The sequence below is a fragment of the Curtobacterium sp. LFS079 genome (assembly GCF_047977865.1).
In the GTDB taxonomy this organism is placed as follows: Bacteria; Actinomycetota; Actinomycetes; order Actinomycetales; family Micrococcaceae; genus Arthrobacter.
The window spans coordinates 1-22,213 of record NZ_JBFPFO010000019.1 but is presented as its reverse complement, the minus strand read 5'-3'; the positions used below and the strand labels follow the sequence as shown (position 1 = coordinate 22,213).

The following is a 22,213-nucleotide window of genomic DNA, read 5'->3' as shown; positions in this document are numbered from 1 at the left end:
CCCCCGCACCACGTGCGACTGCTAGCAGGGTGGGTTACCGGAGACGAAATGCACCGTGTTGGCCCGGACCCAGCGGCCGTCGAGGTTCTTTCCCGAGGCCGAGGGCCCGCTGATGCGGTACCAGCCGCTGCCACCCCAGGGGCTGCCACAGCGGTCCACGGGCGTGCCGCCGTCGGTAGTGCTCAGCCACGGCGACGGGGCCCCGGGGCCGCCCGGGCTGGCGACACCGTAGCAGCGCTTCGGGGTTCCGCCGTCGTAGCCGCTGCCGCCGGTCACTTCGGTGCAGCTGTTGTAGCTGCCGTCATTGTTGATTGCCACGCGGTTAGGTGGCGGCGGCGGAGTCGGGTCGTTGCCGGTGGTGGAGTTGGCACCGCCGATGGCACCGTTCACCACGGTCACCGCGCGGACCTTCAGGTTGTGCGTCTTGTCCCAGCCGCCACCGCCGCGGTCGAAGCGGTTGGCCGTGCCCACGTTGATCCAGCCTCCGTCGTCGTAGCTGACTTCGAAGTGGTTCAGGGAGCGTCCGTTCATGTTCGGGTTGTTCCAGGTCCAGTGCACCTCGCCGTCGCCGGTGGCGGACTTCCCGCCGTTGACGTTCGGTGCGTCGGCCGGTCCGTAGGGATTGCCGCTGCCGATGGCCTTGGCGTCACCGGAGATGTTGGCCTTGATGGAGCGGGCCACAATGTTGACGGTGACGTCGGTGCCGTTCGGCTGGCCGCCGATGACGCCGCCACCGGCGGCGATGGGCCCGGAACCGTAAGCGGTGCGCCAGCTGTACTCGATCTCGCTATCCTGCGAACCGTTCCGTTGGGCAGCGGTCAGCGGAGTGAAGGTCACCCGCAGCTGACCGCTGTCGCCGGTGGGCGCCACCGTGCCGCTGTTCACGGTCCCGGGCTTGCCCGCCGCACGGGTGGGTGCCGACTGCTGGCTGGTGCCGCTGGTACCGGCCTTGTTGGTGGCGGAGACCGTGAAGGTGTAATCGGCCTCCGAGTTGTCCACCACAACGTTCTGGACCGTGGTTCCCACCTTCTGGGAGGAAACCACCGCACCCCCGCGAAGGGTGGTCAGCGTGTAGGCCGACACCGCGTCGCCGTTGTTGTCCGGCGCAGTCCAGGTCACCTGCAACTGGGTCTGGCTGCCCGTCGGCTGGGCGCTGGCCACCGTGGGAGCTGCCGGCGTCGCCGGAACGCCCGCGGGCACTTCGGCCGCGGAGTACGGGCTCCATTCGGAAGGATCCTTGGCATCGTTGCGGGCCAGCACGCGCACCTTGTAGGAGACCCCGTTGCTCAGGCCCTTCCACACGTAGGTGGTGGAGGTAAGGTTCTGGATCTGCGGATTCTGGCCGGCCGGTGCGGGCGAGATCTCCAGGTCGTAGGACTTGATCGGCGAGCCCTTGCTGGCCGGTGCGGTCCAGGTGACCGTGAGCTGCTTGTCGCCGAACTTCAGGCCCGGCGCCAATGGGGTGTCCGGCTTGACGTCCGGGCGCACCTCAGCCGAGGCAGGCGACGGGTCAGACTCGTCGATCGCGTTGGTGGCGGTGACGGTGAAGTGGTACTTCACGTTGTTGGTCAGGCCGTTGAGCGTGCACGTGTTGGCCGGGCAATCCTGCTGGAATCCGCCTTCGCCCCGCACCGTGTACTTGGTGATGGGCGAACCGCGGTCCGCCGGAGCCGTCCAGGTCAGCAGGGCCGTCCGGTCCCCGACGCTCTGCGCCTGGGGCGTGGACGGCGGCATCGGTTTGTCCTTGACGCTCAACCGGATGCGGGCCGTGGCCTGGCGGGAGGGCTCGCCTGTCTTATCCGCCACCGTGTAGGCGACGATCATCGAACCGGTGAACCCCGCGGACGGCGTGACCGTCACGGTATCGCCGTTGGCCACAGCGGAGCCCTGGCCCGTCTCCGTGACGGCGTTGACGATCTTCAACGGCGTGTCCGGGAACGGGTTCGAGTCATTGGCCAGCACCTTGACGGTCACCGGCTTGCCGGCGGCCGCATTCTCCTCGACGTCGTCGCTCGCCACCGGCTTGGGGCGGTTGGAGGCGATCACGGAGAGCTTGTAGGTAGCCGTCGCTTCAAGGCCGCGCGGGTCCTTGGCTTTCACCTGGACGCTTCCGGCCACGCCGGGCTTTGCCTCGCCCTTCGCGCTCACCCTGAGGGACTTGCCGTCGATCCGGGCGTCGAAACCCACTGGTCCGTTGCCGACAACCTCGTACTTCATGTTCGCCGCGTCGTCGCCGTCCGGATCGCTGGTGAGGCGGCCCAGTTCGATGCTCGCGGAGTCGTTCTGCGGCACCTCGAGGGAACTGCCGAGCAGCTTCGGCGGGTGGTTGCGGTTGGGGTCCGGCAGCACTTTGGTGCGGATGCTCAGAGTGGCCTTTTGCCCGTTCGCATCGTCCGGGCCGGTGCCGTCCGTGACTTCGAAGGTGATGGAGCCGGGGCCAACATAGTCCTTGCCCGCGGTGTACTTGATGGCGGTCGCATCGCCGTTCGCCACGGGGTTGCCGCCGTCGGCGCCGATGAGCTTGATACGGTCCGCCTGGCTCAGCCGCGGGCTGCGGCCGTCGCGGACCTTGACCCACTCGTGCAGGTCGACCGTGACGGACTGTCCGGCGATCACCTCGATGACTTCGTCCTTGGCAAGGGTCGGAACCTGCTGGCCGATGCCCGGAACCCAGATGATCGCGGTGGACTTCTGCCCGTCCACGTCCTCCACGGTGTAGGGCACCAGCTGCGGGCCATCAGTCAGCTGGACCACCACGTTGCCGTCGTTGCCGGGCTTGGCGGTTTCCACGGCGGTGGCGATCTTCAGGTTCTCGCCGACGCCGTCGGGGTCCTCGTCGTTCTTCAGGACCGGCACGTCCACGGCTTTCCTGCCCATGGTCTGCGCCGAGGTCACCCGGTCATCCCGGGCAATCGGTGCCAGCAACGGGATGCCGGCCTTGACGTTGACCCGGATGGTGGCACCGGCCGTGGCGCCGCGCTCGTCGACCACCGTGTACCCGACGTTGACGATTCCTTCCTTCGCCGGCGCGGTCAGGAGGATGCGGCCGCTGTTCTTGCTGACGCCCGCCTGGAGCGCAGGATCGGCGTCGATCCCGTCGGCCTTGAGGGCGATCCTGTCGCCGTCGGGATCGGAATCGTTCGCGAGGGCGTCGACGGCGATCTGGCGCCCCGGTCGCACGGAGACGGTGTCGTCCACCGGGGCGGGCTTCTGGTTGTCTTCGCCCTGCGGGGCGATGCCGACCGTGACCGTTCCGGAGTTGACGGCGCCCTGGCGGTCGATCACCTTGTAGCGGAAGGTGTCGGTGCCCGCGCCGTCACCAGCGGCCACGAAGTCGATGAAGCTGCTGCCCACCGTCGCGGTGCCCATGCCCGGCGTGCTGTCGATGCCGGTCAGCTGCACGGAGTCGCCGTCTGGATCGATGCCGTCCAACGGGACCGGGATGCGGACCGTTCCGCCGGCCACCACCCGGGCGGTCAGGTTCTGCGGCTGCGGGCGGGAGTTCTGGGTGCCTTCCAGGGGCAGGATGTGGATGGTCACCGCCGCGGCGCTCTTCTGGCCCTGCGGGTCCACCGCGTTGTAGATGGCGCGCACGGTCTTCGGCACGGAACCGGCGATGAACCGCAGCTTGTCCTCGGAGATGAAGGTCTTGCCGTCGGCTTCCGGAATGTTCTGGGCCAGGACCGGGTCCACGTGCAGCTTCTCGCCCTGCGGGTGGGTGTCGTTGGCCAGGACCGGGACGGTGACGACGTCGTTGACGCGGACGTTCACCTCGTCCGGCTTCGGTTGCGGCGCTTCGACGACGGCAGGTGCCGGCACCGGGACCACGGAGACCGTGCCGCTGGCGGATTTGTGCCCGTTGGAGATCGTGTAGCGGAAGATGACCGGCTGCTGGGTGCCCAGCACGTCGGTGACCCGCAGGACGCTGTGGTCGATGACGCTGACGGACACCGTGGCATTGTCCGGCAGGGTCACGGACTGCAGCACCAGGACGCCGCCCGAGGGGTCGGAGTCGTTGGCCAGCGGGTCCACCAGGACGTTGCCTCCCACGGGGAGCAGCGCGACGTCGTGCACGGCCACCGGGTCGCCGGCGTCCTTTCCGGATTCGACGTCAACACGGATCAGGCCCTGGGTGCTTTGCGGTCCGTTGCTGGCGATGTACGTCAGGTACACCGGGCCGGGGGTGTTGCTCCGGAAAGTGAACGTACCGCCGTCGGTCACGGGGCCGAGCTCGGCGGGGCCGGCCGCCTCCACATGGGCCAGGCGCAGGGCGCCGCCGTTGGGATCGACGTCGTTCTTCAGCGGGGCGATCACCAGATCCTGCCCGACGACGGCGGTCACGTGGTCCGCGTTGACCACCGGCTGCAGCGCTCCCGGTGGCCGGACGTTGATCACCACGCGGCCGGTGGCCGTGGCGCGGCCGTCCCAGACGGAGATGGTGACGTTCTTCTTGCCGGCGGTGGCGCCCGAGTCCTGGTAGGTGAGCAGGCCGTCGCGGCGGATCTTGACCTGGTCCTGCGGGTTGTCGGCCTTGCCGTCCATCAGGACGAGGTCATCGCCGTCGGGGTCCATCCAGTCGGTGAGGATGTTCTGGCTGACGGACTTGCCCTGTTCCACGAGCAGGGTGGTGGGGCTGGCACGCTTGAAGACCGGCGGCTTGTTCTCGTCGGGGCCCACCACGTGCAGGGTGATCTTGCCGCCGGCGGACAGGCCGCGGCCGTCGGCTGCGTTGTAGTTGATGAGTTCGGTGCCGGGTTTGGCGTCGGCGGGCACGGAAATCTGGAAGGCCGAGCCGCCGTAGATGCTCTCGATGGCCCCTGACTTGGGCGCGTTGCCGCCGATCGACGCGGTGAGGACGTCGCCGTCGGGGTCGGAGTCGTTGTCCAGGACGCTCATGACCGTGGTGCGGCCGGGCCGGGCGCCGATCTCGTCCGGCTTGGTTTCCGGCGGACGGTTGGGCTTGGTGCGGTCCGGCAGCACGTTGATGGTGTTCTCGTCCGCGGAATCTTCGTCCTGGTCATCGGACTGGTTCTTCGGCGGGATGACGTCGTCCCAGTTGTTGACCAGCTGCATGTTCTGGTTGACCATCCAGACGTTGCCGGAGTTCACGTCGTTGAGGACAACGAGGTCGCGGTTGACCCGGAAGACGTAGCTTGGGGAGCCGCTGGCCTTGGGCACATCGGCGGTCTTGTCGTCGGCATCGGACGTGCAGTCCCGGACGTACTTGTTGGCGCCGGCCCAGGCTGAGTGCGTGCAGCCGGCCACCTGCACGGGGGCAGCGGGCACACCCTGGCCGCCGAAGTTCACGACTGCGGCAGTGGATCCGTCGAGCGGCTGCTTGATGAGGGCCTTCGGGGTGGCCACGGCCACATAGCTGCTGGCTTCGCCGGTCTGTTGGAGCTTGGCCTCGCGGGCGTCCTGGAGCTGGAGCTTGCGTCCGCCCGGCAGGAACAGGTTGCCGCGGGCGGCGTCCAGGACCACCGGCTTGTCGCCGACGACGGCGAGCTGAATGTCGCCCGCGCCCTTGAGTTCGTCGATCCTGGTGGTTTCGGAGTCCTTCCGTTCGCCATCGGCGTCCACGGACGTGATGGTGATTTCACCCTTCTGCGGGTCGGCCGTGTAGATCCGGTTGTCCTGCCCGACGGCGGAGACCGCACCGGAGGAGGCCAGCAGCACAGGCTGGGTGCCTTCCTCGTCGAAGCTGTTCACGGTGGACGGCGAAAGCGCCCAGACCCGGCCCTTGACCGGGTCAGTAACGGAAAGCACCTGGGTGCCGAAGCTCACCTTCGAGGAGGAGGGCAGCTGCTTGTCCCCGCCGAGGCGCAGGTTGGCCGCGGAGACCTGGTTGACCGTGGATCCGGTGCTGTCGTCGACGAAGACGTCGCCGGAGTTCTGCAGCACGTCGAAGGTGGTGCTCGCTGGAGTAACCGCACCGTCGAGCACCCGGGACGGGTAGTTCAACCGGCCCACCGCGTTCTTGGTCTTGCTGACCACCCACACGCCGCCGTCGTTCAATTCCAGTTCCGCGGTCTTGAACCCCGGATACAGCACAGCACCGGTCACCAGCAGCGCGGTGGCCGCGGTGAATCCGGTGGTGGCGATGAACTTGTTTCGGCGTTTCCTGAGCCCCAATTTGCCGAATAAAGACGTCACAGCTTCAATTCCCTTGCATCACGGCCGCCCCCAGGCAGCCTCGAACCTCGCGGCTTCCGACCAGTGATCATGCGATTCCGCTGTACCCCCATACGGCGGCGGAATTTATCCCTACGACTATCGCACGGGGTCCGCCCGCTTACAAAGAGGACTCCGATATCACCGGCGCTCCAGAATAATCAAGGACCCACGGGCGACGCGATGGGGAAAGGTCCCCATCGCAAGGGCCGAGAAACAGCGCCTGATGAAGAAAATGGGATGCCGCCGGAGATAACTCTATCAATTAGCGGAACGGCGGTCTGCCCACGGGCCTGGGGCTGGTCAGTCCAGGACAAGCCCTTTGCCCTGGCCCGGCGACAGCAGGACCGGGGTGATCTCCCCGAAACCGCGGACGTTCTCCGTGGCCTGCGGATCCAGGACGAAACGCTCGTCCTGGCCAAGTGCTGCGGCAGTGGTGGAATCAACCAGGACGGTGCCGGGTTCTGCCAGGGCCGTCAGGCGCGCGGCGAGGTTGACGGTGGGTCCGTAGATGTCGCCGAGCCTTGACAGGATGCGGCCCCACACCATCGCGACACGCGCCTGCGGCAGGATCTCGTCCTCACTGAACGCGCGGGCCAGGGCGAGGGAAATCTCGGCACCGGCGGCCGGCGTTTCGGCGATGTAGAGCACTTCGTCCCCGACGGTCTTGACCAGGCGGCCGCCGCCAACGGAAATGATCTCGGCGCACTTGTTCTCGAAGCGCTGGACCAGCTGTGCCAGGGTCTTTTCGTTCATCCGGCGGGAGAGGCTCGTGTAAGAGACGAGGTCGGCGAAACCAACAGCACGGGCCAGGGGCAGCGGAGCGTCGTCCTCATCGCCCTCGCGGCCGGCTTCACTGGCACGCAGGCCGGCTTCGGCGCGAACGGCCAGGCGCTGTACGCCGGCATTCATCTGGCGGCGCCAGGAGTACACCAGGACCTCTTCCATGGCGTCCAGCAGGTTGGGCAGCTCGCTGACCAACTGCTTGCGGGCCACAGCGTCCGGAATGCCCTGCTGCACCACCATGTCCTCGATCAGGGCTTCGACCTGCCAGACGACCATCCTGTCCGTCATCTGCCCGATTGCACGGGTCACTGAGATGGCCGCTTCCTCGGTGAGCTTCCCGGCGCGCACCAGGTCCAGGATGGTCGACAGCGCGGAGAGGTCCTGGTCCGTGAAGGCGACGTCCTCGTCCCCGAAGTTGGGGAAGCCGAGGGCACGCCAGAGCTTGCGGGCCGAAAGGAGGGAGACGCCGGCAGCAGCGGCGACTTCACGGCGGCGGAGCTTGCGTTCGCCGCCCAGCAGCCTGGTCTCGAGGACCTTCATGGCGATCCGCTCGGCGGACATCGCACCGGTGGGCGGGGAAGCCTGGGCGGCGGGGACCACGGGGAGGGGCCGGGTCATGGGCTCATCCAAGGAGGGTTCCGGTAAGGAATCGCTGCCGTCCTCCGGGTTCCGGGGCTGGTCACCACTCATCTTGTCCACCTTCTCTCCTTGCCCATGTGTTCACATTGTCATTCGCCGATACTGCCGGCAGCCCGTCGATGGCTTCGAGGACGAAGCTCCGGAACCGTTCTGCCTCCGGAACATCCGGCATCAGGGTTCCTCCCGGCTGCCCGGTATCCAAGGATATATTCCCCGAGCGCAATGTCCGTTGGATCAGGGACTGCCTGAGACCGACGTTACGTACCGCCGCGAGCGAAAGCTGCCAGTCCCGGCGTCGAAGCATTCCAAAACGGGCAATTATCCGGCGGCTGGTCAGGATGTACCGCACGGCCAGCCAGCCCAGGTATTTCGGCAGGCAGTAGCCGAGCAGCACCAGGACGGCAAGGAAAATGCAGGCCGCCACCAACCAGAAGGTCCACTTTGCCCCGCTCATCACGGGCACCAGCCTGCCTGGGCCGCCCTTGACGATCCACGCGCAGGCGTAAGCGGCAAGCGCCGGGGTAAGGATGAACGCGGCTGCCGGGAAAAAGAGCCGCCGCCCCTGTTGCCGGGTCACCACGATCACTTGCTCACCCGGCAGGAGTTGTTTACGCATACCCGCCATCGGTCGGCCGCAAATGCACCACGTCCCCGGCGGTCACCACGTGTTCGCGGCCGCTGTGGTCGACCACCAGGAGCGATCCGTATTCATCCAGGCGGGAAGCGTGGCCCACCAGTTCGTGATCGCCGGGCAATTGCGCGCGGACTTCACGGCCCAGGGTAACCAGCACGGCCTCCACCCGCTTGTGCAGCGAGGGCCCGCCGGCAAGCCCGGCAGCGGGATCGCCGTCGGCATTGCAGAAGCTGCGGTAGAGCACCGCGAAACGGGACAGGTAATTCTTCAGGATGGCGGTGCGGTCCAGGGTGTCCGAGCCCTCAACGAGGAGGGAGGTGGCGGTGGGAACCGGCAGTTCACTTTCGGTGAGGCTGACGTTCAGGCCGGTGCCGAGCACAACAGCGGGGACCGTGCCGTCGCCCATCGGACCCAGCTGTGCCAGGATTCCTGAGATCTTCCTGCCCCGGACCAGGACGTCGTTGGGCCACTTGATCTCAGCAGGCAGCCCGCAGCTTTCCAGCAGGGTTTCGCGCAGGGCGAGGGCCGCGAGCAGAGACAGCCAGGAATAGCTCTGCGTAGGCACGGGCAGGCCTTGGGCATTGACCGGCCGCAGCACGATCGAAACAGACACCGCGGAATGGTGAGGCGCTTCCCAGTGCCGCTCCAGGCGTCCCCGCCCCGCCGTCTGGTGTTCGGCGGTCAGCACTGACATGTCCGGCCATTCCTTGGGTTCCACCGTGACCGCACGCAGGAGGTCCGTGTTGGTGGAGCCGGTGGACTCCACCACCTCGAGGCGGGAAATGCCCGCGCTTGCGAGGAAATCGCCGTTGAGCAGCGCATCCTTGTCGAGATTCGGCCGTCCCGCATTTGCCCGTTCCATACTCTGAATCCTAACGATCCCGGCAGCCGCGGATGTAGACCTTCCGCCTAAAGGAAAATGTCGGGCACCAACTGCTCTTCCGGGGCGCCGAGGCTGTAGGGACGGAAGTCGCTGACGCCGGCGGCGCGGAGCACTTGTTCATCGGTATAGAAGTTGCCGCTGAGCGGTCCGGCTGCGTCCATTCCCCCGCTGAGGATGGCGTGTGCGGCGTCGGCCATGATCTCCGGGCCACGGGCGGCCTGCACGATGCGGTCGCCGCCGGGCATGTTCCGGATGGCGGCGGTGTCGATCAGGGTGCAGGGCCAGAGCGAGTTGACCAGCACGCCGTCGTCCTTCAACTCTTCGGCAAGGCCCAGCGTGGTGAGGCTCATCCCGTATTTGGCCATGGTGTACGCCAGGTGCTTGCCGGCCCATTTGGGATCCAGGTTCAGCGGCGGAGAAAGCGTGAGGATCTGTCCGCGCGTGGACTCGCGCAGCGCGGGCAGCGCGAGCTTGGAAAGCAGGAAGGTGCCCCGCACATTGATGTCCTGCATGAGGTCGTACCGCTTCATGTCGACGGCGTCCGTCCGGGACAGGTCGATGGCAGAGGCGTTGTTGACGACGGCGTCGATCCCGCCGAAGCGCTCGACGGCGGCGGCCACCGCAGCGGCGACATCCTCATCGTTCCGCACGTCGCCGACCAGGGCGATGACCCGCCCGCCGGCAGCCTCCACTTGGGCCGCGGCGGTGTGCACGGTGCCTTCCAGCTTCGGGTGCGGTTCACCGGTCTTGGCCAGGAGCACGATGTTCGCGCCGTCGCGGGCGGCCCGCAGGGCTATGGCCAGGCCGATTCCCCGGCTGCCGCCGGACATCAGGAGGGTGCGGCCCTTGAGGCTGCCGCTCGCCCGGTACGGGCTGGCGGCACGCGTTGAAGCATCGTCGCTTGAAGTCATGGGGACACTGTAGCCCATCTAAGTTACTCACGGGTAACTTTGCCGGATGCTCGACATGACAACGGAAAATTGTAGGGTTTCTACAGCGGTATCCGGGTTTTGCGTCACTAGACTAGCCACCAGGGCCCGCATTTTGTACGGATGCTACTTAAGAGCGCATGCCCAGCAACAACGCGCATGCCAGCAAAGCAGTGCCAGCGTAAACAGCTACAGAGCCGGAGACACTTGATGAGCCACGATCTGACCACGACGGCGGGAAAGATTGCCGACTTCCGCGACCGCCAGGCCCGTGCGGAACAGCCCTCCGGCCCCGAGGCGATCGAAAAGCAGCACGCCCGCGGCAAGAACACCGCCCGTGAACGCATCGACCTGCTCCTGGATGAAGGCTCCTTCGTCGAGTTCGACGCCCTCGCCGTCCACCGTTCCACCGCATTCGGCATGGAAAAGAAGAAGCCCCTCGGCGACGGCGTGGTTTCCGGCTACGGCACCGTCGACGGCCGCCTGGTGGCCATCTACAGCCAGGAATTCAGCGTCTACGGCGGCTCCCTCAGCCAGGTCAACGGTGAGAAGATCGTCAAGGTCCAGGAATTCGCGCTCCGCAACGGCTGCCCGATGGTCGGCATCAACGACGGCGGCGGCGCCCGCATCCAGGAGGGTGTTGCTTCCCTGGCGATGTTCGCGGACATCTTCCGCAACAACGTCCACTCCTCCGGCGTCATCCCGCAGATCTCCCTGATCATGGGCCCCTGCGCCGGCGGTGCTGCCTACTCCCCCGCCCTCACGGACTACGTGGTGATGGTGGACAAGACCTCCCACATGTTCATCACCGGGCCGGACGTCATCAAGACCGTCACCGGTGAGGACGTGGACATGGAAACCCTCGGCGGCGCCCGCCAGCACAACGCCACCACGGGCACCTCCACCTACCTGGCCAGCGACGAGGCGGACGCCATTGAATTCGTCCGCGAGCTGTTGGACTTCCTGCCGTCCAACAACCTCTCCGAAGCCCCCGTGCTGGAGCACGAGCAGGAGCTGGAGATCGACGAGGACGACCTCGCCCTGGACACCCTCGTCCCGGATTCGGCCAACCAGCCGTACGACATGCGCAAGGTCATCGAGCAGATCGTGGATGACGCCCATTTCCTGGAGATGCAGTCGCTCTACGCCCCGAACGTCATGATCGGCTACGGCCGCATCGAGGGCCACACTGTGGGCATCGTGGCCAACCAGCCCATGCAGTTCGCGGGCACCCTGGACATCGCGGCCTCGGAAAAGGCGGCACGTTTCGTGCGCCACTGCGACGCCTTCAACGTCCCGATCATCACCCTGGTGGACGTCCCCGGCTTCTTGCCCGGCAAGGACCAGGAATTCCAGGGCATCATCCGCCGCGGCGCCAAGCTGCTCTACGCCTATGCCGAAGCCACCGTCCCGAAGCTGACCGTCATCACCCGCAAGGCCTATGGCGGCGCGTACATCGTGATGGGCTCCAAGAAGCTCGGCGCGGATCTGAACCTCGCGTGGCCCACCGCCCAGATCGGCGTCATGGGCGCCCAGGGTGCCGTCAACATCCTCTACCGCCGCGACCTCGCCGCCGTCGCCGAATCCGGCGGCGACGTCGAGGCCCGGCGCGCGGAGATCATCCAGCAGTACGAAGAGGAACTCCTCAACCCGTACCAGGCCGCGGAACTCGGCTATGTGGACGCCGTGATCGCACCGTCGGACACCCGCGTCCAGATCATCAAGGGCCTGCGCGCACTGCGTGACAAGCGGGCCAGCCTGCCTACCAAGAAGCACGGAAACATCCCGCTGTGAGCACCCCTTCCATGGACCCGGACCAGAACCCGGCCGCCGAAGCCCCGGAGATGCCCCTGCTTTCGGTACTCAAGGGAGACCCGACGCCGGAAGAACTCGCCGCGCTGGCCGCCGTCGTCGCATCGCTTTCTGCCCCCGCCGCCCCGGAGCCGGCCAAGCCGACCGTGCGCCACTGGGTGCGGCGCCAGCGGCTCCGCCTGGATCCGACCCCGGGTCCGGGCGCGTGGCGGCGCAGCAAGGGCTGACGACAACGAAGCGAAGACGTTATTCAGCATCCCTTTCAGAAAGGCGCGGCCCCGGCTAGGCTCGTCAGGTGACTACTGAAAACACCTCACCAGTACGTTCCCGGACCGCCATCGATGCCGTAGCGGATGGGTACACCGACACGTACCTGGCGTTGAATCCCACCCTGGCCACCACGCTCGGCATCCCGGGTCACGAAAGCGAATACCAGGACTTCTCGCCGGCCGGCGCCGCAGCCTTCGCCGCCGCGGCCCGCGACACCCTGGACAAGCTCTCCGGCCTGGAACCCGCCGACGCGTCCGACGTCATCACCCTCGACGCCATGCGGGAGCGCCTGGGCCTGCAGCTTGAATTCCACGAATCCGGCTGGGACGCGGCGGAGCTGAACAACATCGCCTCCCCTGCCCAGGACATCCGCGCAGTCTTCGACCTGATGCCCACCGCCACTGCGCAGGATTGGGAGCACATCGCCGCCCGTGCGGCGAATGTCCCCGGCGCCATAGAGGGCTACATCGCTTCCCTGCGCTCGGCCAAGGAGGCCGGAAAAGTCTCGGCGGCCCGCCAGGTGCGCACCGTGATCGAACAGACCAGCAAGTACGCCGCCGAGGACGGCTTCTTCGCAAAGCTCGCCGCGGGCGCGGCAATCGAGGGCAAGCCGCTGCCGGCGGAACTGCAGGAGAAGCTCGACGCCGGTGCCGCCGTCGCGCGATCGGCATACGCCGGCCTGGCGACGTTCCTCGAGGAGGAACTGCTGCCCCTCGCCCCCGACAAGGACGCGGTGGGCCGCGAGCGCTACGCCCTGGCCTCCCGCACCTTCCTCGGCGCCACCGTGGACTTGGAGGAGACCTATGAGTGGGGCGTCCACGAGCTCCAGCGGATCATCGCCGAACAAGAGCGGGTCGCGGAGCAGATCAGGCCCGGCGCCACCGTCGAGGAAGCCAAGGAAATCCTGGACAACGATCCTGCCCGGCAGATCAAGGGCACCGACGCCCTCCAGGCCTGGATGCAGGAACTGTCGGACCGCGCCGTGGCCGATCTCGCCGACGTCCATTTCGACATCCCGGACGTCATGAAGACCCTTGAGTGCAAGATCGCCCCGACCGACGAGGGCGGCATCTACTACACGGGCCCCGCGGACGATTTCTCGCGGCCCGGACGCATGTGGTGGTCCGTGCCCGCAGGTGAGGACACCTTCACCACCTGGGCGGAGACGACGACGGTCTTCCACGAAGGCGTGCCGGGCCACCACCTTCAGGTGGCAACCGCCGTGTACCGCCGCGAGCTGCTGAACAACTGGCGCCGCAACATCTCATGGGTCTCCGGCCATGGCGAAGGCTGGGCCCTGTATGCGGAAAAGCTCATGCTGGAGCTGGGCTACCTTAAGGACCCGGGTGACCACATGGGCATGCTGGACATGCAGCGCATGCGGGCCGCCCGCGTGGTCTTCGACATCGGCGTGCACCTGGAGCTGGAGATCCCCGAGGCCTGGGGCAGCGGCACCTGGACGCCGGAGAAGGGCTATGACTTCCTGCGCGCCAACCTGCCCATCAGCGAAGGCCAGCTCAAGTTCGAGTTCACGCGCTACCTCGGCTGGCCGGGCCAGGCACCGTCGTACAAGGTGGGCCAGCGGCTGTGGGAAGAGATCCGCGCCGAGCTGGAACAACGCGAGGGATTCGAGCTCAAGGCCTTCCACACGGACGCCCTGAACATCGGATCAGTGGGCCTCGACACGCTCCGCCGGGCACTGCTGGGCTGAGACATTTGCCACAGCACCGGGTGGAATAACTTGAAACTTCATTGATTTGGCGGCCGTTGCTGGTATTCCAGTGACGGCCGCCATTTCATCTTTCTCGTCATATTTCTCAACGTCTACTCGCCCTGGTATTCCAACTGCCTCTACGTTGTTCCGGTGAGCAAAACATCCAACCTTTCACCCGCCGCCGGCAAGGCCGCGTCCCGGCTCCCGAAGTGGGCAACGTCCTTCGGTGTGCAGATCATCGCGGCCCTCATTGTCGGCCTGGCCCTCGGCCTCATCGCCAAGTACACGGGCAGCACCAAGACGGCCCCCAACGGCCTTGGCGCCACCCTGCAGACCATCGGCTCGAGCTACGTCTCGCTGCTGCAGACCGCCGTGGTCCCGTTGATCTTCACCGCCGTCGTCAGCTCCATCGCCAACCTCCGCCAGGTCTCCAACGCGGCGAAGCTGGCCTGGAACACCCTCCTCTGGTTTGCCATCACCTCGCTGATCGCCGTGCTGATCGGCATCGGCCTGGGCGTGCTCTTCCAGCCGGGCACCGGCACCGGCATCAACAGCCAGGGCGAAGCTCCGGGCAAGGTCGGCAGCTGGTGGGCCTTCCTCACGGGCCTGTTCCCCAAGAACTTCCTGGGCCTCGGCGCGAGCACAACCATCGCCGATGACGCCGCCACCACCGCCGTGAACTTCAACGTGCTGCAGATCCTGGTGATCGCGATCGCCGTCGGCGTGGCCGCCCTGAAGGTGGGCAAGCAGGCCGAACCCTTCCTCAACTTCAACGCCTCCGCCCTGGCCGTGATCCAGAAGGTCCTCTGGTGGATCATCCGGATTGCCCCCCTGGGCACCATCGGCCTGATCGGCAACGCCGTGGCCATCTACGGCTGGGACACCATCGGTTCGCTGGGCAAGTTCACGGTGGCGATCTACGTGGGCCTGGCCCTGGTGCTGTTCGCCGTCTACCCCGCACTCGTCCGCAGCCACGGACTGTCCGTGAAGCAGTACTTCTCCGGCGTCTGGCCGGCTGTCCAGCTGGCGTTCGTTTCCCGTTCCTCCATCGGCACCCTGCCGCTCACGCAGCGTGTGACCGAACGGAACCTCGGCGTGCCGGGCGGCTATGCTTCCTTCGCCGTGCCCCTCGGCGCCACCACCAAGATGGACGGCTGCGCCGCGATCTACCCGGCAGTGGCAGCGATCTTCGTGGCCCAGTTCTTCGGCATCAACCTGGACTTCAGCCAGTACGTGCTCATCGCCCTTGTGTCGGTCCTCGGCTCCGCCGCCACGGCAGGCACCACCGGCGCCGTGGTGATGCTGACCCTGACCCTGTCCACCCTGGGCCTGCCGCTGGCCGGCGTCGGCCTGCTGCTCTCGATCGATCCGATCCTGGACATGGGCCGTACCGCGGTCAACGTGGCCGGACAGGCACTCGTTCCCACGATTGTGGCCAAGCGCCAGGGCATCCTGGACGAGGAGCTGTACAACGCACCGCGCAGGGGTACCGCGTTTGCGGACGAAGCCAACGCGCCGGAGTCCGCAGCCCCTGCAGAGCGCGAGCTCGCCGACGCCAAGTCCTAGCGGGCATCCTGCTCCGCGTTGCCGATGGATCCCCGGGTGTTCCCCGGGGATCCATCCGTTTAACCCCCTGTTCCCGGTAGGCTCAGCGCATGCTGATTGTCACCTCAAACGAAATCCCCGGCCACCGGATCGACGCCGTTTTCGGCGAGGTCATGGGACTCACCGTCCGGTCCCGGGACATCGGCTCGCAGATGCTCGCAGGATTCCGGTCCCTGGGCGGCGGTGAACTTCCCGAAATGACCAAGGCCCTCTACGAAAGCCGCCAGGAAGTCATGGCACGCATGGTCAGCGAGGCGCAGCAGCGCGGGGCCAACGCCATCGTGGCCATGCGCTTCGACACCTCGGAGATGGGGACCAACTGGACCGAGGTGTGCGCCTACGGCACTGCCGTTTTCGCCATCCCCCTCAAGGAGGGCGAACCCGGGGCTACCGGCCAGTCGATCTTCCTGAACAGTACCGCAGGCCAGCAGGCAGGATCGCAGCAGACGGCCCCGTAATGCCCTACCCGGATGGTTGGCCGGGGGATTTAACTTGCGCAGAGTGCAAAAATGCACTTAGTGTAAATATGTGCCGTCAACTGATACAGCCAAAGCTGCTTCCCGCCGTGAACTGAACAAGGTCGCGACGCGCATCGCGATCGCCGACGCCGCGCTGGCCCTGCTGCGGAGCCAGGGCGCGGGCAACTTCACCGTGGAAGACATTGCAGCCGAGGCAGGGGTATCCCGGCGGACTTTCTTCAACTACTTCGCCGGCGTCGACTCCGCCCTGGCCTCGCTGGCCGACCGTTTCCTCGACAACGTCCTGGAGGAATTCCGCCTCCGTCCCGCCAACGAGCCCATCCTGGAATCCGCCCGTGTGGCACTGATGGAACTGGCCGATCCGATGACGGCGGCACCCATTGCCGAGCTCTTCAGCCTCACGAACTCCAGCCATGCACTGGGACGCTGCGAGCTCGAGGCCTGGGAGCACTGCACCGAACAAATCATTGCCGCGGCCCGCGGGCGCCTTGGCGAAGGCGCCAACGAACTCCAGCTGCGCGCCATGGCCGGCTCAATCATCGCCTGCGGCAAGGCCGCGATGGGCGTCTGGTTCGAAGAGCGCGGCGCCGACCTTTCCCCGGAGTCCCTGGCGGTCTTCCGCCAGCACCTGGTCACCGCCGTGGGCCTGCTGGCCTCCGGCTTCAATGAACCCGCCACCGCCTGACTACCCCGTACCCGGTAAGCCCACTCGACAGGCCCAGAAAAGATCGGTTCCACCATGGCTACTTTGCTCTACCGTCTTGGCAAGTTTTCCTACCGGCACCGCTGGCTGGTGATTTCGCTGTGGCTGGCCGTCCTGGTGGCCGTCGGTGGCTCCGCCGCGGCCTTCCACGGCACCATGTCCAACAACTTCCAGATCCCGGGCACCGAGACCCAGCGGATGCTGGACAAGCTCAAGAAGGACCTGCCCGAGGCGGCCGGCGGCTCAGCGGGCATTGTCTTCGAGGCCGGCAGCGGCGGCTTCAACCAGGCAGGCAAGGACGCGGTCGCCGCGGCTCTGGGCGAGCTGAAGAAACTCCCCACGGTGCAGTCCACCGTCAACCCCTTCGACACCCAGGCTGAACTGGACAAGGCGCCGGCCGCCGTCGAGCAGGGCGAAAAGCAGGCCGCCGCCGGCAAAGCCCAGCTCGAGCAGGCCCGTGCGGAGCTGGCCGCCGGCGAGGCCCAGCTCAAGGCCGCCGAACAGCAGATGGCGGGAGCGGGAATGCCCAAGGCGGCGATCGACGCGCAGCTGGCCCCGCAGAGGGCCCAGCTCGCCGCGGGGAAGGCAAAGCTTGAGGCCGGCGAAAAGCAGGCCGCGGAAGGTGCGGAAAAGCTCGCCCTGGCGAAGCGGCAGCTTGAATCTTCTCAGGGCATGCGCTTCGTCTCCGAGGACGGCAAGGCCGCGATCGCCCAGGTCCAGTTCATGACCTCCATCAATGCCCTGACCCCTGCCCAGCGACAGCAGGTCCAGGACATCGTCCACGGGGTTTCCTCCGCCGGGGTCACGGCCCTGGCCAGCAAGGAAATCACCGAGGATGTCTCCCAGATCTTCGGCGTTGCTGAGATCGTCGGCATCGCCGTCGCCGCACTGGCACTGATCGTCATGCTCGGAACCCTGGTCGCTGCCGGCTTGCCGCTGCTCATGGCCCTTGTGGGGGTCGCGGTGGGCGTGGGCGGGACCTTTGCACTGACCGGCGTGATCGACATGAGCTCCATCTCGCCCATGCTCGCCCTCATGCTCGGCCTGGCCGTCGGCATCGACTACTCCCTCTTTATCGTCAACCGGCACCGCGGCCAGATGCTTGCGGGAATGGACCCGGAGGAATCCGCGGCCCTCGCCACCGGCACGTCCGGCAACGCGGTTCTGTTCGCCGGGCTCACCGTGGTCATCGCCCTGGCTGCACTGGTGGTCCCGGGCCTGCCGTTCCTTGCCGTCATGGGTCTCTCCGCCGCCGCCACGGTTGCCGTCGCCGTCGTCGTCTCCCTGACCCTGACACCGGCGGTGCTGGCGCTGATCGGCCGCCGGCTGATTTCCAAGCGGGCGTGGGGGAAAGCCGCACGGCACAACGCCGAACCGGGCCACGAGGCCGCAGACCGGGCCGCGGACTCGCGAAAGAGCAACCGCGGCTGGGGCGCCCTGGTGACCCGGCACCCGGTGTGGTCCCTCCTCGCCGGCGTCGTGCTGCTCGGCGTCTTGGCGCTGCCGGCCTCCCAGTTGCGGCTGGCACTGCCCGACGGCGGCTCCGAACCTGTCGACTCGCAGGCCTTCAAGGCCTACGACCTCACCCGTAAGAGTTTCGGGGAAGGCGTCACCGGACCGATCGTCGTCGTGGGTGAACTCCCCGCAGGCCTCAGCGACAGCGACGCAGTCAACAGGCAGCTGGACGTCGCCGCGGAACTGCGCGCCGTGGACAAGGTGGTTGCAGCCGTCCCGGTCGCGCTCAGCCCTGCCACGGGAAGCGACGGCCACCGCACGGCGGTGTTCCAGGTGATCCCGCAGGACGGTCCGGCCAGCGAAAGCACCGTGCAGGTGGTCGCCGAGCTCCGGGCCAAGGGCAGCGAGATCAAAGCCAAGACCGGTGTCACCATCGGCCTGACCGGGCAGACGGCCGGCAACGTGGACGTCTCCGGCAAGCTCGGTGCCGCGCTGCCGCCGTACCTGGCAATCGTCGTCGGGCTGTCCGTGATCCTGTTGCTGCTGGTGTTCCGTTCTGTCGTGGTCCCGCTGCTGGCCACCGGCGGCTTCCTGCTCTCGCTCGCGGCGGCGTTCGGCGCCGTGGTGGCCGTGTACCAGTGGGGCTGGCTGGGAGGCGTGTTCGACGTCGCCAATCCCGGCGCCGTGCTGAGCTTCCTGCCGATCATCCTGATCGGTGTGCTGTTCGGCCTGGCGATGGACTACCAGGTCTTCATCACCTCAGGCATGCGGGAATCGTTCATGCACGGCGAGGCCGCCAGGCCGGCGGTGCGCAGCGGCTTCAGCCACGCCGCCACCGTGGTCACCGCCGCTGCAATCATCATGGTGAGCGTGTTCGCCGGCTTCATCTTCTCCCACCTGACCATGGTCCGGCCGCTGGGCTTCGCGATGGCATTCGGCGTGCTGGTGGACGCGTTCGTGGTCCGCATGACCATCCTGCCCGCCGCCATGTACCTGCTGGGCGGGAAGGCCTGGTGGCTGCCGCGCTGGCTGGACCGGATCCTGCCTGACGTGGACGTCGAAGGCGCCTCGCTCGAACGGACCAGCGTGCGGGAACGCGCGGCCGCCGAGGAGAGCGGCGATGCGAAGGAACTGGTGCCCTGAGGTCCCTCTCCCTGAATTGGCCTCGACGCGGACGGCCCTCGACTCACCGCCGGATCAGGAGGAGGATTGAAGGGCAGTCACCAGAAGGAGGTCTGTGATGTGCTACGGGTACAGCAAGGATTTCCGTTGGGACACCAAGAAAGATGCCTCACGGGAAACCGAGGAGCACAAGGAACCACACGTTGACGCGAAGGGCACGTTCTGGGCCTTCCCGCGCCGGCGCCGCGATTTCACCACCCCGCGGGAACCGGTCATCGACCGCACGCGCGAGAGGGTTTAGCCCCTGAAATGGAAGGAACGCCCAGACCGGGCGTTCCTTCCATTTTCCGTTCCTGCGGTGCGTTCCGGCAGCGGATACGCTTGAACGCGTGACCCGACTTATCCTGGCCTCCCAGTCCCCCGCACGCACCAAGCTCCTTACGGAAGCCGGCATCCGGCACGAAGTCCTCGTGTCCGACGTCGACGAGGACGCCGTGCAGGCGCGCTACGGGGTCACTGACCCGCACGACACTGCACTGCTGCTGGCGCGCGCCAAGGCCGAAGCCGTCGCGGCGCTGCCGGAAGCCGAAGGCGCCCTGGTGATCGGCTGCGATTCGGTCTTCGAGTTCGACGGCGAGGCGCACGGCAAGCCTTACACGGCCGAGGTCGCCAAGGAGCGCATGCTGCGGATGAGCGGCTCCTCCGGCGTGCTGCACACCGGGCACTGGCTGGTGGACTGCCGCGAAACCGCCGCCGACGTCGAGGACGGGGAAAGCGCCGACGGCACCGGGGCGACCCTCGGCGCCGTCTCCAGTGCCGAAGTGCATTTCACCCCGATGAGCGAGGCGGAGGTGGACGCCTACATCGCCACGGGCGAGCCACTGCACTGCGCGGGCTCCTTCACCATCGACGGACTAGGTGGCGCATTCATCCGCAAGGTCGACGGCGACCCGCACGCCGTCGTCGGGCTTTCCGTCTCCACGCTTCGCGAACTGCTGGGCCAGGCGCAGGTGGGCATCACCGAGCTGTGGGCAAGCGACGGGGACTCCGCCGCTTTGTAGCAACCCTACAAAGAGGAGGCGCCGCACGCACGGATTCCCCCATCAATATGGGCGGAACCCTCACAACCGCGCTAGTCTCCTTTGAGGACAAAAGGAGTCAACTTGACAGCACAACCGGCGCAGCCCGTTTCCAGCTCGATCACCAAGGTACTGGTGGCCAACCGCGGCGAGATCGCGGTCCGCATTATCCGCGCAGCCCGGGACGAAGGCCTCGCCTCCGTGGCTGTCTACGCTGACCCGGACCGCGACGCCCTGCACGTCCGGCTGGCCGACGAGGCGTACGCCCTTGGGGGCAACACGGCCGCCGAGTCGTACCTCGTCATTGACAAGCTGATCGAAGTGGCAAAGCAGTCCGGCGCTGACGCCATCCACCCCGGCTACGGCTTCCTGGCCGAGAACGCCGAATTCGCCGCGCGCGTGATCGACGCCGGCATCACCTGGATCGGCCCCTCCCCCGAGGCCATCGACGCGCTCGGCGACAAGGCAAAGGCAAAGCACATCGCCCTGGCCGCCGGCGCCCCCCTGGCCCCCGGCCTCAAGGACCCGGTCAAGGACGCCGACGAAATCGTCACCTTCGCCCAGGAGCACGGCCTCCCGGTAGCCATCAAGGCTGTCTACGGTGGCGGTGGCCGCGGGCTCAAGGTCGCCCGCACGCTCGAAGAAATCCCCGAACTCTACGAATCCGCGGTCCGCGAGGCATTGGCCGCCTTCGGACGCGGCGAGTGCCTCGTGGAGAAGTTCCTGGACTCCCCCCGGCACGTCGAAACCCAGTGCCTGGCCGACGCGCACGGCAATGTCGTGGTCGTCTCCACCCGTGACTGCTCCCTGCAGCGCCGCAACCAGAAGCTCGTGGAAGAAGCCCCGGCGCCGTTCCTCTCGGAAGAGCAGAACCGCAGCCTGTACGAATCTTCCAAGGCCATCCTGAAGGAGGCCGGCTACCTCGGCGCGGGCACCTGCGAGTTCCTGGTGGGCCAGGACGGCACCATCAGCTTCCTCGAGGTGAACACCCGCCTGCAGGTGGAGCACTGCGTGTCCGAGGAAGTCACCGGGATCGACCTGGTCCGTGAGCAGTTCCGCCTGGCCCGTGGCGAGGAGCTCGGCTACGGCGACCCGGAAGTCCGCGGCCACTCCTTCGAGTTCCGCATCAACGGCGAGGATGCGGGCCGCAACTTCATGCCCGCCCCCGGCACGGTGGAGACCCTCCGCTTCCCCGCCGGTCCCGGCGTCCGTGTGGACTCCGGCATCCAGGCCGGTGAGGTGATCAGCGGCAACTTCGACTCCATGCTGGCCAAGCTGGTGGTCACCGGTTCCAGCCGCAAGCAGGCCCTCGAACGCTCCCGCCGCGCCCTGGCCGAGCTTGAGATCACGGGCATGCCCACCGTCACGCCGTTCCACAGTGCAGTGGTCTCCGATCCCGCCTTCGCTCCCGAAGAGGGCCCGTTCTCGGTCCACACCCGCTGGATCGAAACCGAGTTCGTCAACAACATCCCCGCCTGGTCGGGTACCGCCTCCGCTGAAGCCCCCGACGCCGGTGAGCGCCAACGCTTCGTCGTCGAGGTCGGCGGCAAGCGGCTTGAGGTCGCCCTCCCGGCAGGACTCGGAGCCGTAACCGTGAACGGCGCCTCACCGAAAGCGGGCAAGCCCAAGAAGCGTGCCCGCGGCGCGGGTGCATCCGCGGCAGCCGCCGGCGGAAACGCCCTGACCTCCCCGATGCAGGGAACCATCGTCAAGGTGGCCGTGGCCGACGGCGACCAAGTGGCGGAAGGGGACCTGATCGTGGTGCTCGAGGCCATGAAAATGGAGCAGCCGCTCACCGCCCACCGCGCCGGCACCATCCACGGCCTGGTGTCCAAGGCCGGCGAGACCGTGTCCGCCGGAGCCGTCATCGCCACGATCGAAGACTAGTTCGCGAGGGCAGAACCGACGCAAAGCGGCCCCGCACCACAAGAA

Annotated in this window: 15 protein-coding genes; 10 read left to right on the top strand and 5 right to left on the bottom strand. The window is 67.1% G+C overall.

Going from position 1 to position 22,213, the window contains the following annotated elements:
* Positions 1-21 precede the first annotated feature (21 nt).
* From ACNQPB_RS19410 to ACNQPB_RS19390, 5 genes are all read right to left on the bottom strand, one after another.
* Positions 22-6,153, bottom strand: coding sequence for an Ig-like domain-containing protein (locus ACNQPB_RS19410; protein ID WP_498754058.1), 6,132 nt, complete (start codon positions 6,151-6,153; stop codon positions 22-24).
* A 321-nt stretch (positions 6,154-6,474) separates the two neighbouring features.
* The gene (locus tag ACNQPB_RS19405; RefSeq protein ID WP_498754075.1) at positions 6,475-7,575 is read right to left on the bottom strand and encodes an adenylate/guanylate cyclase domain-containing protein; all 1,101 of its coding nucleotides are present in this window, start codon (positions 7,573-7,575) and stop codon (positions 6,475-6,477) included.
* A 61-nt stretch (positions 7,576-7,636) separates the two neighbouring features.
* Positions 7,637-8,212 (bottom strand): PH domain-containing protein, encoded by a 576-nt coding sequence (locus ACNQPB_RS19400; protein ID WP_498754057.1) that lies wholly within the window; start codon positions 8,210-8,212, stop codon positions 7,637-7,639.
* Entirely contained in the window at positions 8,205-9,092 is an 888-nt protein-coding gene (locus ACNQPB_RS19395; protein ID WP_498754056.1) for a biotin--[acetyl-CoA-carboxylase] ligase, read from the bottom strand. The genes ACNQPB_RS19400 and ACNQPB_RS19395 overlap by 8 nt, the downstream gene beginning before the upstream one ends.
* Before the next feature lie 47 nt (positions 9,093-9,139).
* Positions 9,140-10,024, bottom strand: a complete 885-nt coding sequence (locus ACNQPB_RS19390; RefSeq protein ID WP_498754055.1) for an SDR family oxidoreductase — start codon at positions 10,022-10,024, stop codon at positions 9,140-9,142.
* A 228-nt stretch (positions 10,025-10,252) separates the two neighbouring features.
* Between ACNQPB_RS19390 and ACNQPB_RS19385 the strand changes: the two genes are divergently transcribed.
* From ACNQPB_RS19385 to ACNQPB_RS19340, 10 genes are all read left to right on the top strand, one after another.
* The gene (locus ACNQPB_RS19385) at positions 10,253-11,836 is read left to right on the top strand and encodes an acyl-CoA carboxylase subunit beta (protein ID WP_498754054.1); all 1,584 of its coding nucleotides are present in this window, start codon (positions 10,253-10,255) and stop codon (positions 11,834-11,836) included.
* 11 nt (positions 11,837-11,847) lie between these two features.
* Complete coding sequence (locus ACNQPB_RS19380; RefSeq protein WP_498754074.1) at positions 11,848-12,081, top strand: acyl-CoA carboxylase epsilon subunit; 234 nt, start codon at positions 11,848-11,850, stop codon at positions 12,079-12,081.
* A gap of 68 nt (positions 12,082-12,149) precedes the next feature.
* On the top strand, positions 12,150-13,835 hold the full coding sequence (locus tag ACNQPB_RS19375; protein ID WP_498754053.1) for a DUF885 domain-containing protein: 1,686 nt from the start codon (positions 12,150-12,152) through the stop codon (positions 13,833-13,835).
* Positions 13,836-13,988: 153 nt separating this feature from the next.
* Entirely contained in the window at positions 13,989-15,404 is a 1,416-nt protein-coding gene (locus ACNQPB_RS19370; protein WP_498754052.1) for a dicarboxylate/amino acid:cation symporter, read from the top strand.
* Positions 15,405-15,493: 89 nt separating this feature from the next.
* On the top strand, positions 15,494-15,901 hold the full coding sequence (locus ACNQPB_RS19365; RefSeq protein WP_498754051.1) for a YbjQ family protein: 408 nt from the start codon (positions 15,494-15,496) through the stop codon (positions 15,899-15,901).
* A gap of 70 nt (positions 15,902-15,971) precedes the next feature.
* Positions 15,972-16,607 (top strand): TetR/AcrR family transcriptional regulator, encoded by a 636-nt coding sequence (locus ACNQPB_RS19360; RefSeq protein WP_498754050.1) that lies wholly within the window; start codon positions 15,972-15,974, stop codon positions 16,605-16,607.
* A gap of 54 nt (positions 16,608-16,661) precedes the next feature.
* Complete coding sequence (locus ACNQPB_RS19355) at positions 16,662-19,223, top strand: MMPL family transporter (protein ID WP_498754049.1); 2,562 nt, start codon at positions 16,662-16,664, stop codon at positions 19,221-19,223.
* A 97-nt stretch (positions 19,224-19,320) separates the two neighbouring features.
* Positions 19,321-19,503: a hypothetical protein gene (locus ACNQPB_RS19350; protein ID WP_115787864.1), complete on the top strand. Its 183-nt coding sequence runs from the start codon at positions 19,321-19,323 to the stop codon at positions 19,501-19,503.
* Between the two features lie 88 nt (positions 19,504-19,591).
* A complete protein-coding gene (locus tag ACNQPB_RS19345) occupies positions 19,592-20,263 on the top strand; it encodes a Maf family protein (RefSeq protein WP_498754048.1) in 672 nt (223 codons plus the stop codon).
* 102 nt (positions 20,264-20,365) lie between these two features.
* Positions 20,366-22,168, top strand: coding sequence for an acetyl/propionyl/methylcrotonyl-CoA carboxylase subunit alpha (locus ACNQPB_RS19340; RefSeq protein WP_498754047.1), 1,803 nt, complete (start codon positions 20,366-20,368; stop codon positions 22,166-22,168).
* The last annotated feature ends 45 nt before the right edge of the window (positions 22,169-22,213 follow it).

What these genes read in the sequence shown, in the direction of transcription:
- ACNQPB_RS19400 (WP_498754057.1), bottom strand. Translation starts at nt 8,212, where the DNA reads ATGCGTAAACAACTCCTGCCGGGTGAGCAAGTGATCGTGGTGACCCGG.
- ACNQPB_RS19395 (WP_498754056.1), bottom strand. Translation starts at nt 9,092, where the DNA reads ATGGAACGGGCAAATGCGGGACGGCCGAATCTCGACAAGGATGCGCTG.
- ACNQPB_RS19385 (WP_498754054.1), top strand. Translation starts at nt 10,253, where the DNA reads ATGAGCCACGATCTGACCACGACGGCGGGAAAGATTGCCGACTTCCGC.
- ACNQPB_RS19365 (WP_498754051.1), top strand. Translation starts at nt 15,494, where the DNA reads ATGCTGATTGTCACCTCAAACGAAATCCCCGGCCACCGGATCGACGCC.
- ACNQPB_RS19390 (WP_498754055.1), bottom strand. Translation starts at nt 10,024, where the DNA reads ATGACTTCAAGCGACGATGCTTCAACGCGTGCCGCCAGCCCGTACCGG.
- ACNQPB_RS19355 (WP_498754049.1), top strand. Translation starts at nt 16,662, where the DNA reads ATGGCTACTTTGCTCTACCGTCTTGGCAAGTTTTCCTACCGGCACCGC.
- ACNQPB_RS19405 (WP_498754075.1), bottom strand. Translation starts at nt 7,575, where the DNA reads ATGACCCGGCCCCTCCCCGTGGTCCCCGCCGCCCAGGCTTCCCCGCCC.
- ACNQPB_RS19380 (WP_498754074.1), top strand. Translation starts at nt 11,848, where the DNA reads ATGGACCCGGACCAGAACCCGGCCGCCGAAGCCCCGGAGATGCCCCTG.
- ACNQPB_RS19350 (WP_115787864.1), top strand. Translation starts at nt 19,321, where the DNA reads ATGTGCTACGGGTACAGCAAGGATTTCCGTTGGGACACCAAGAAAGAT.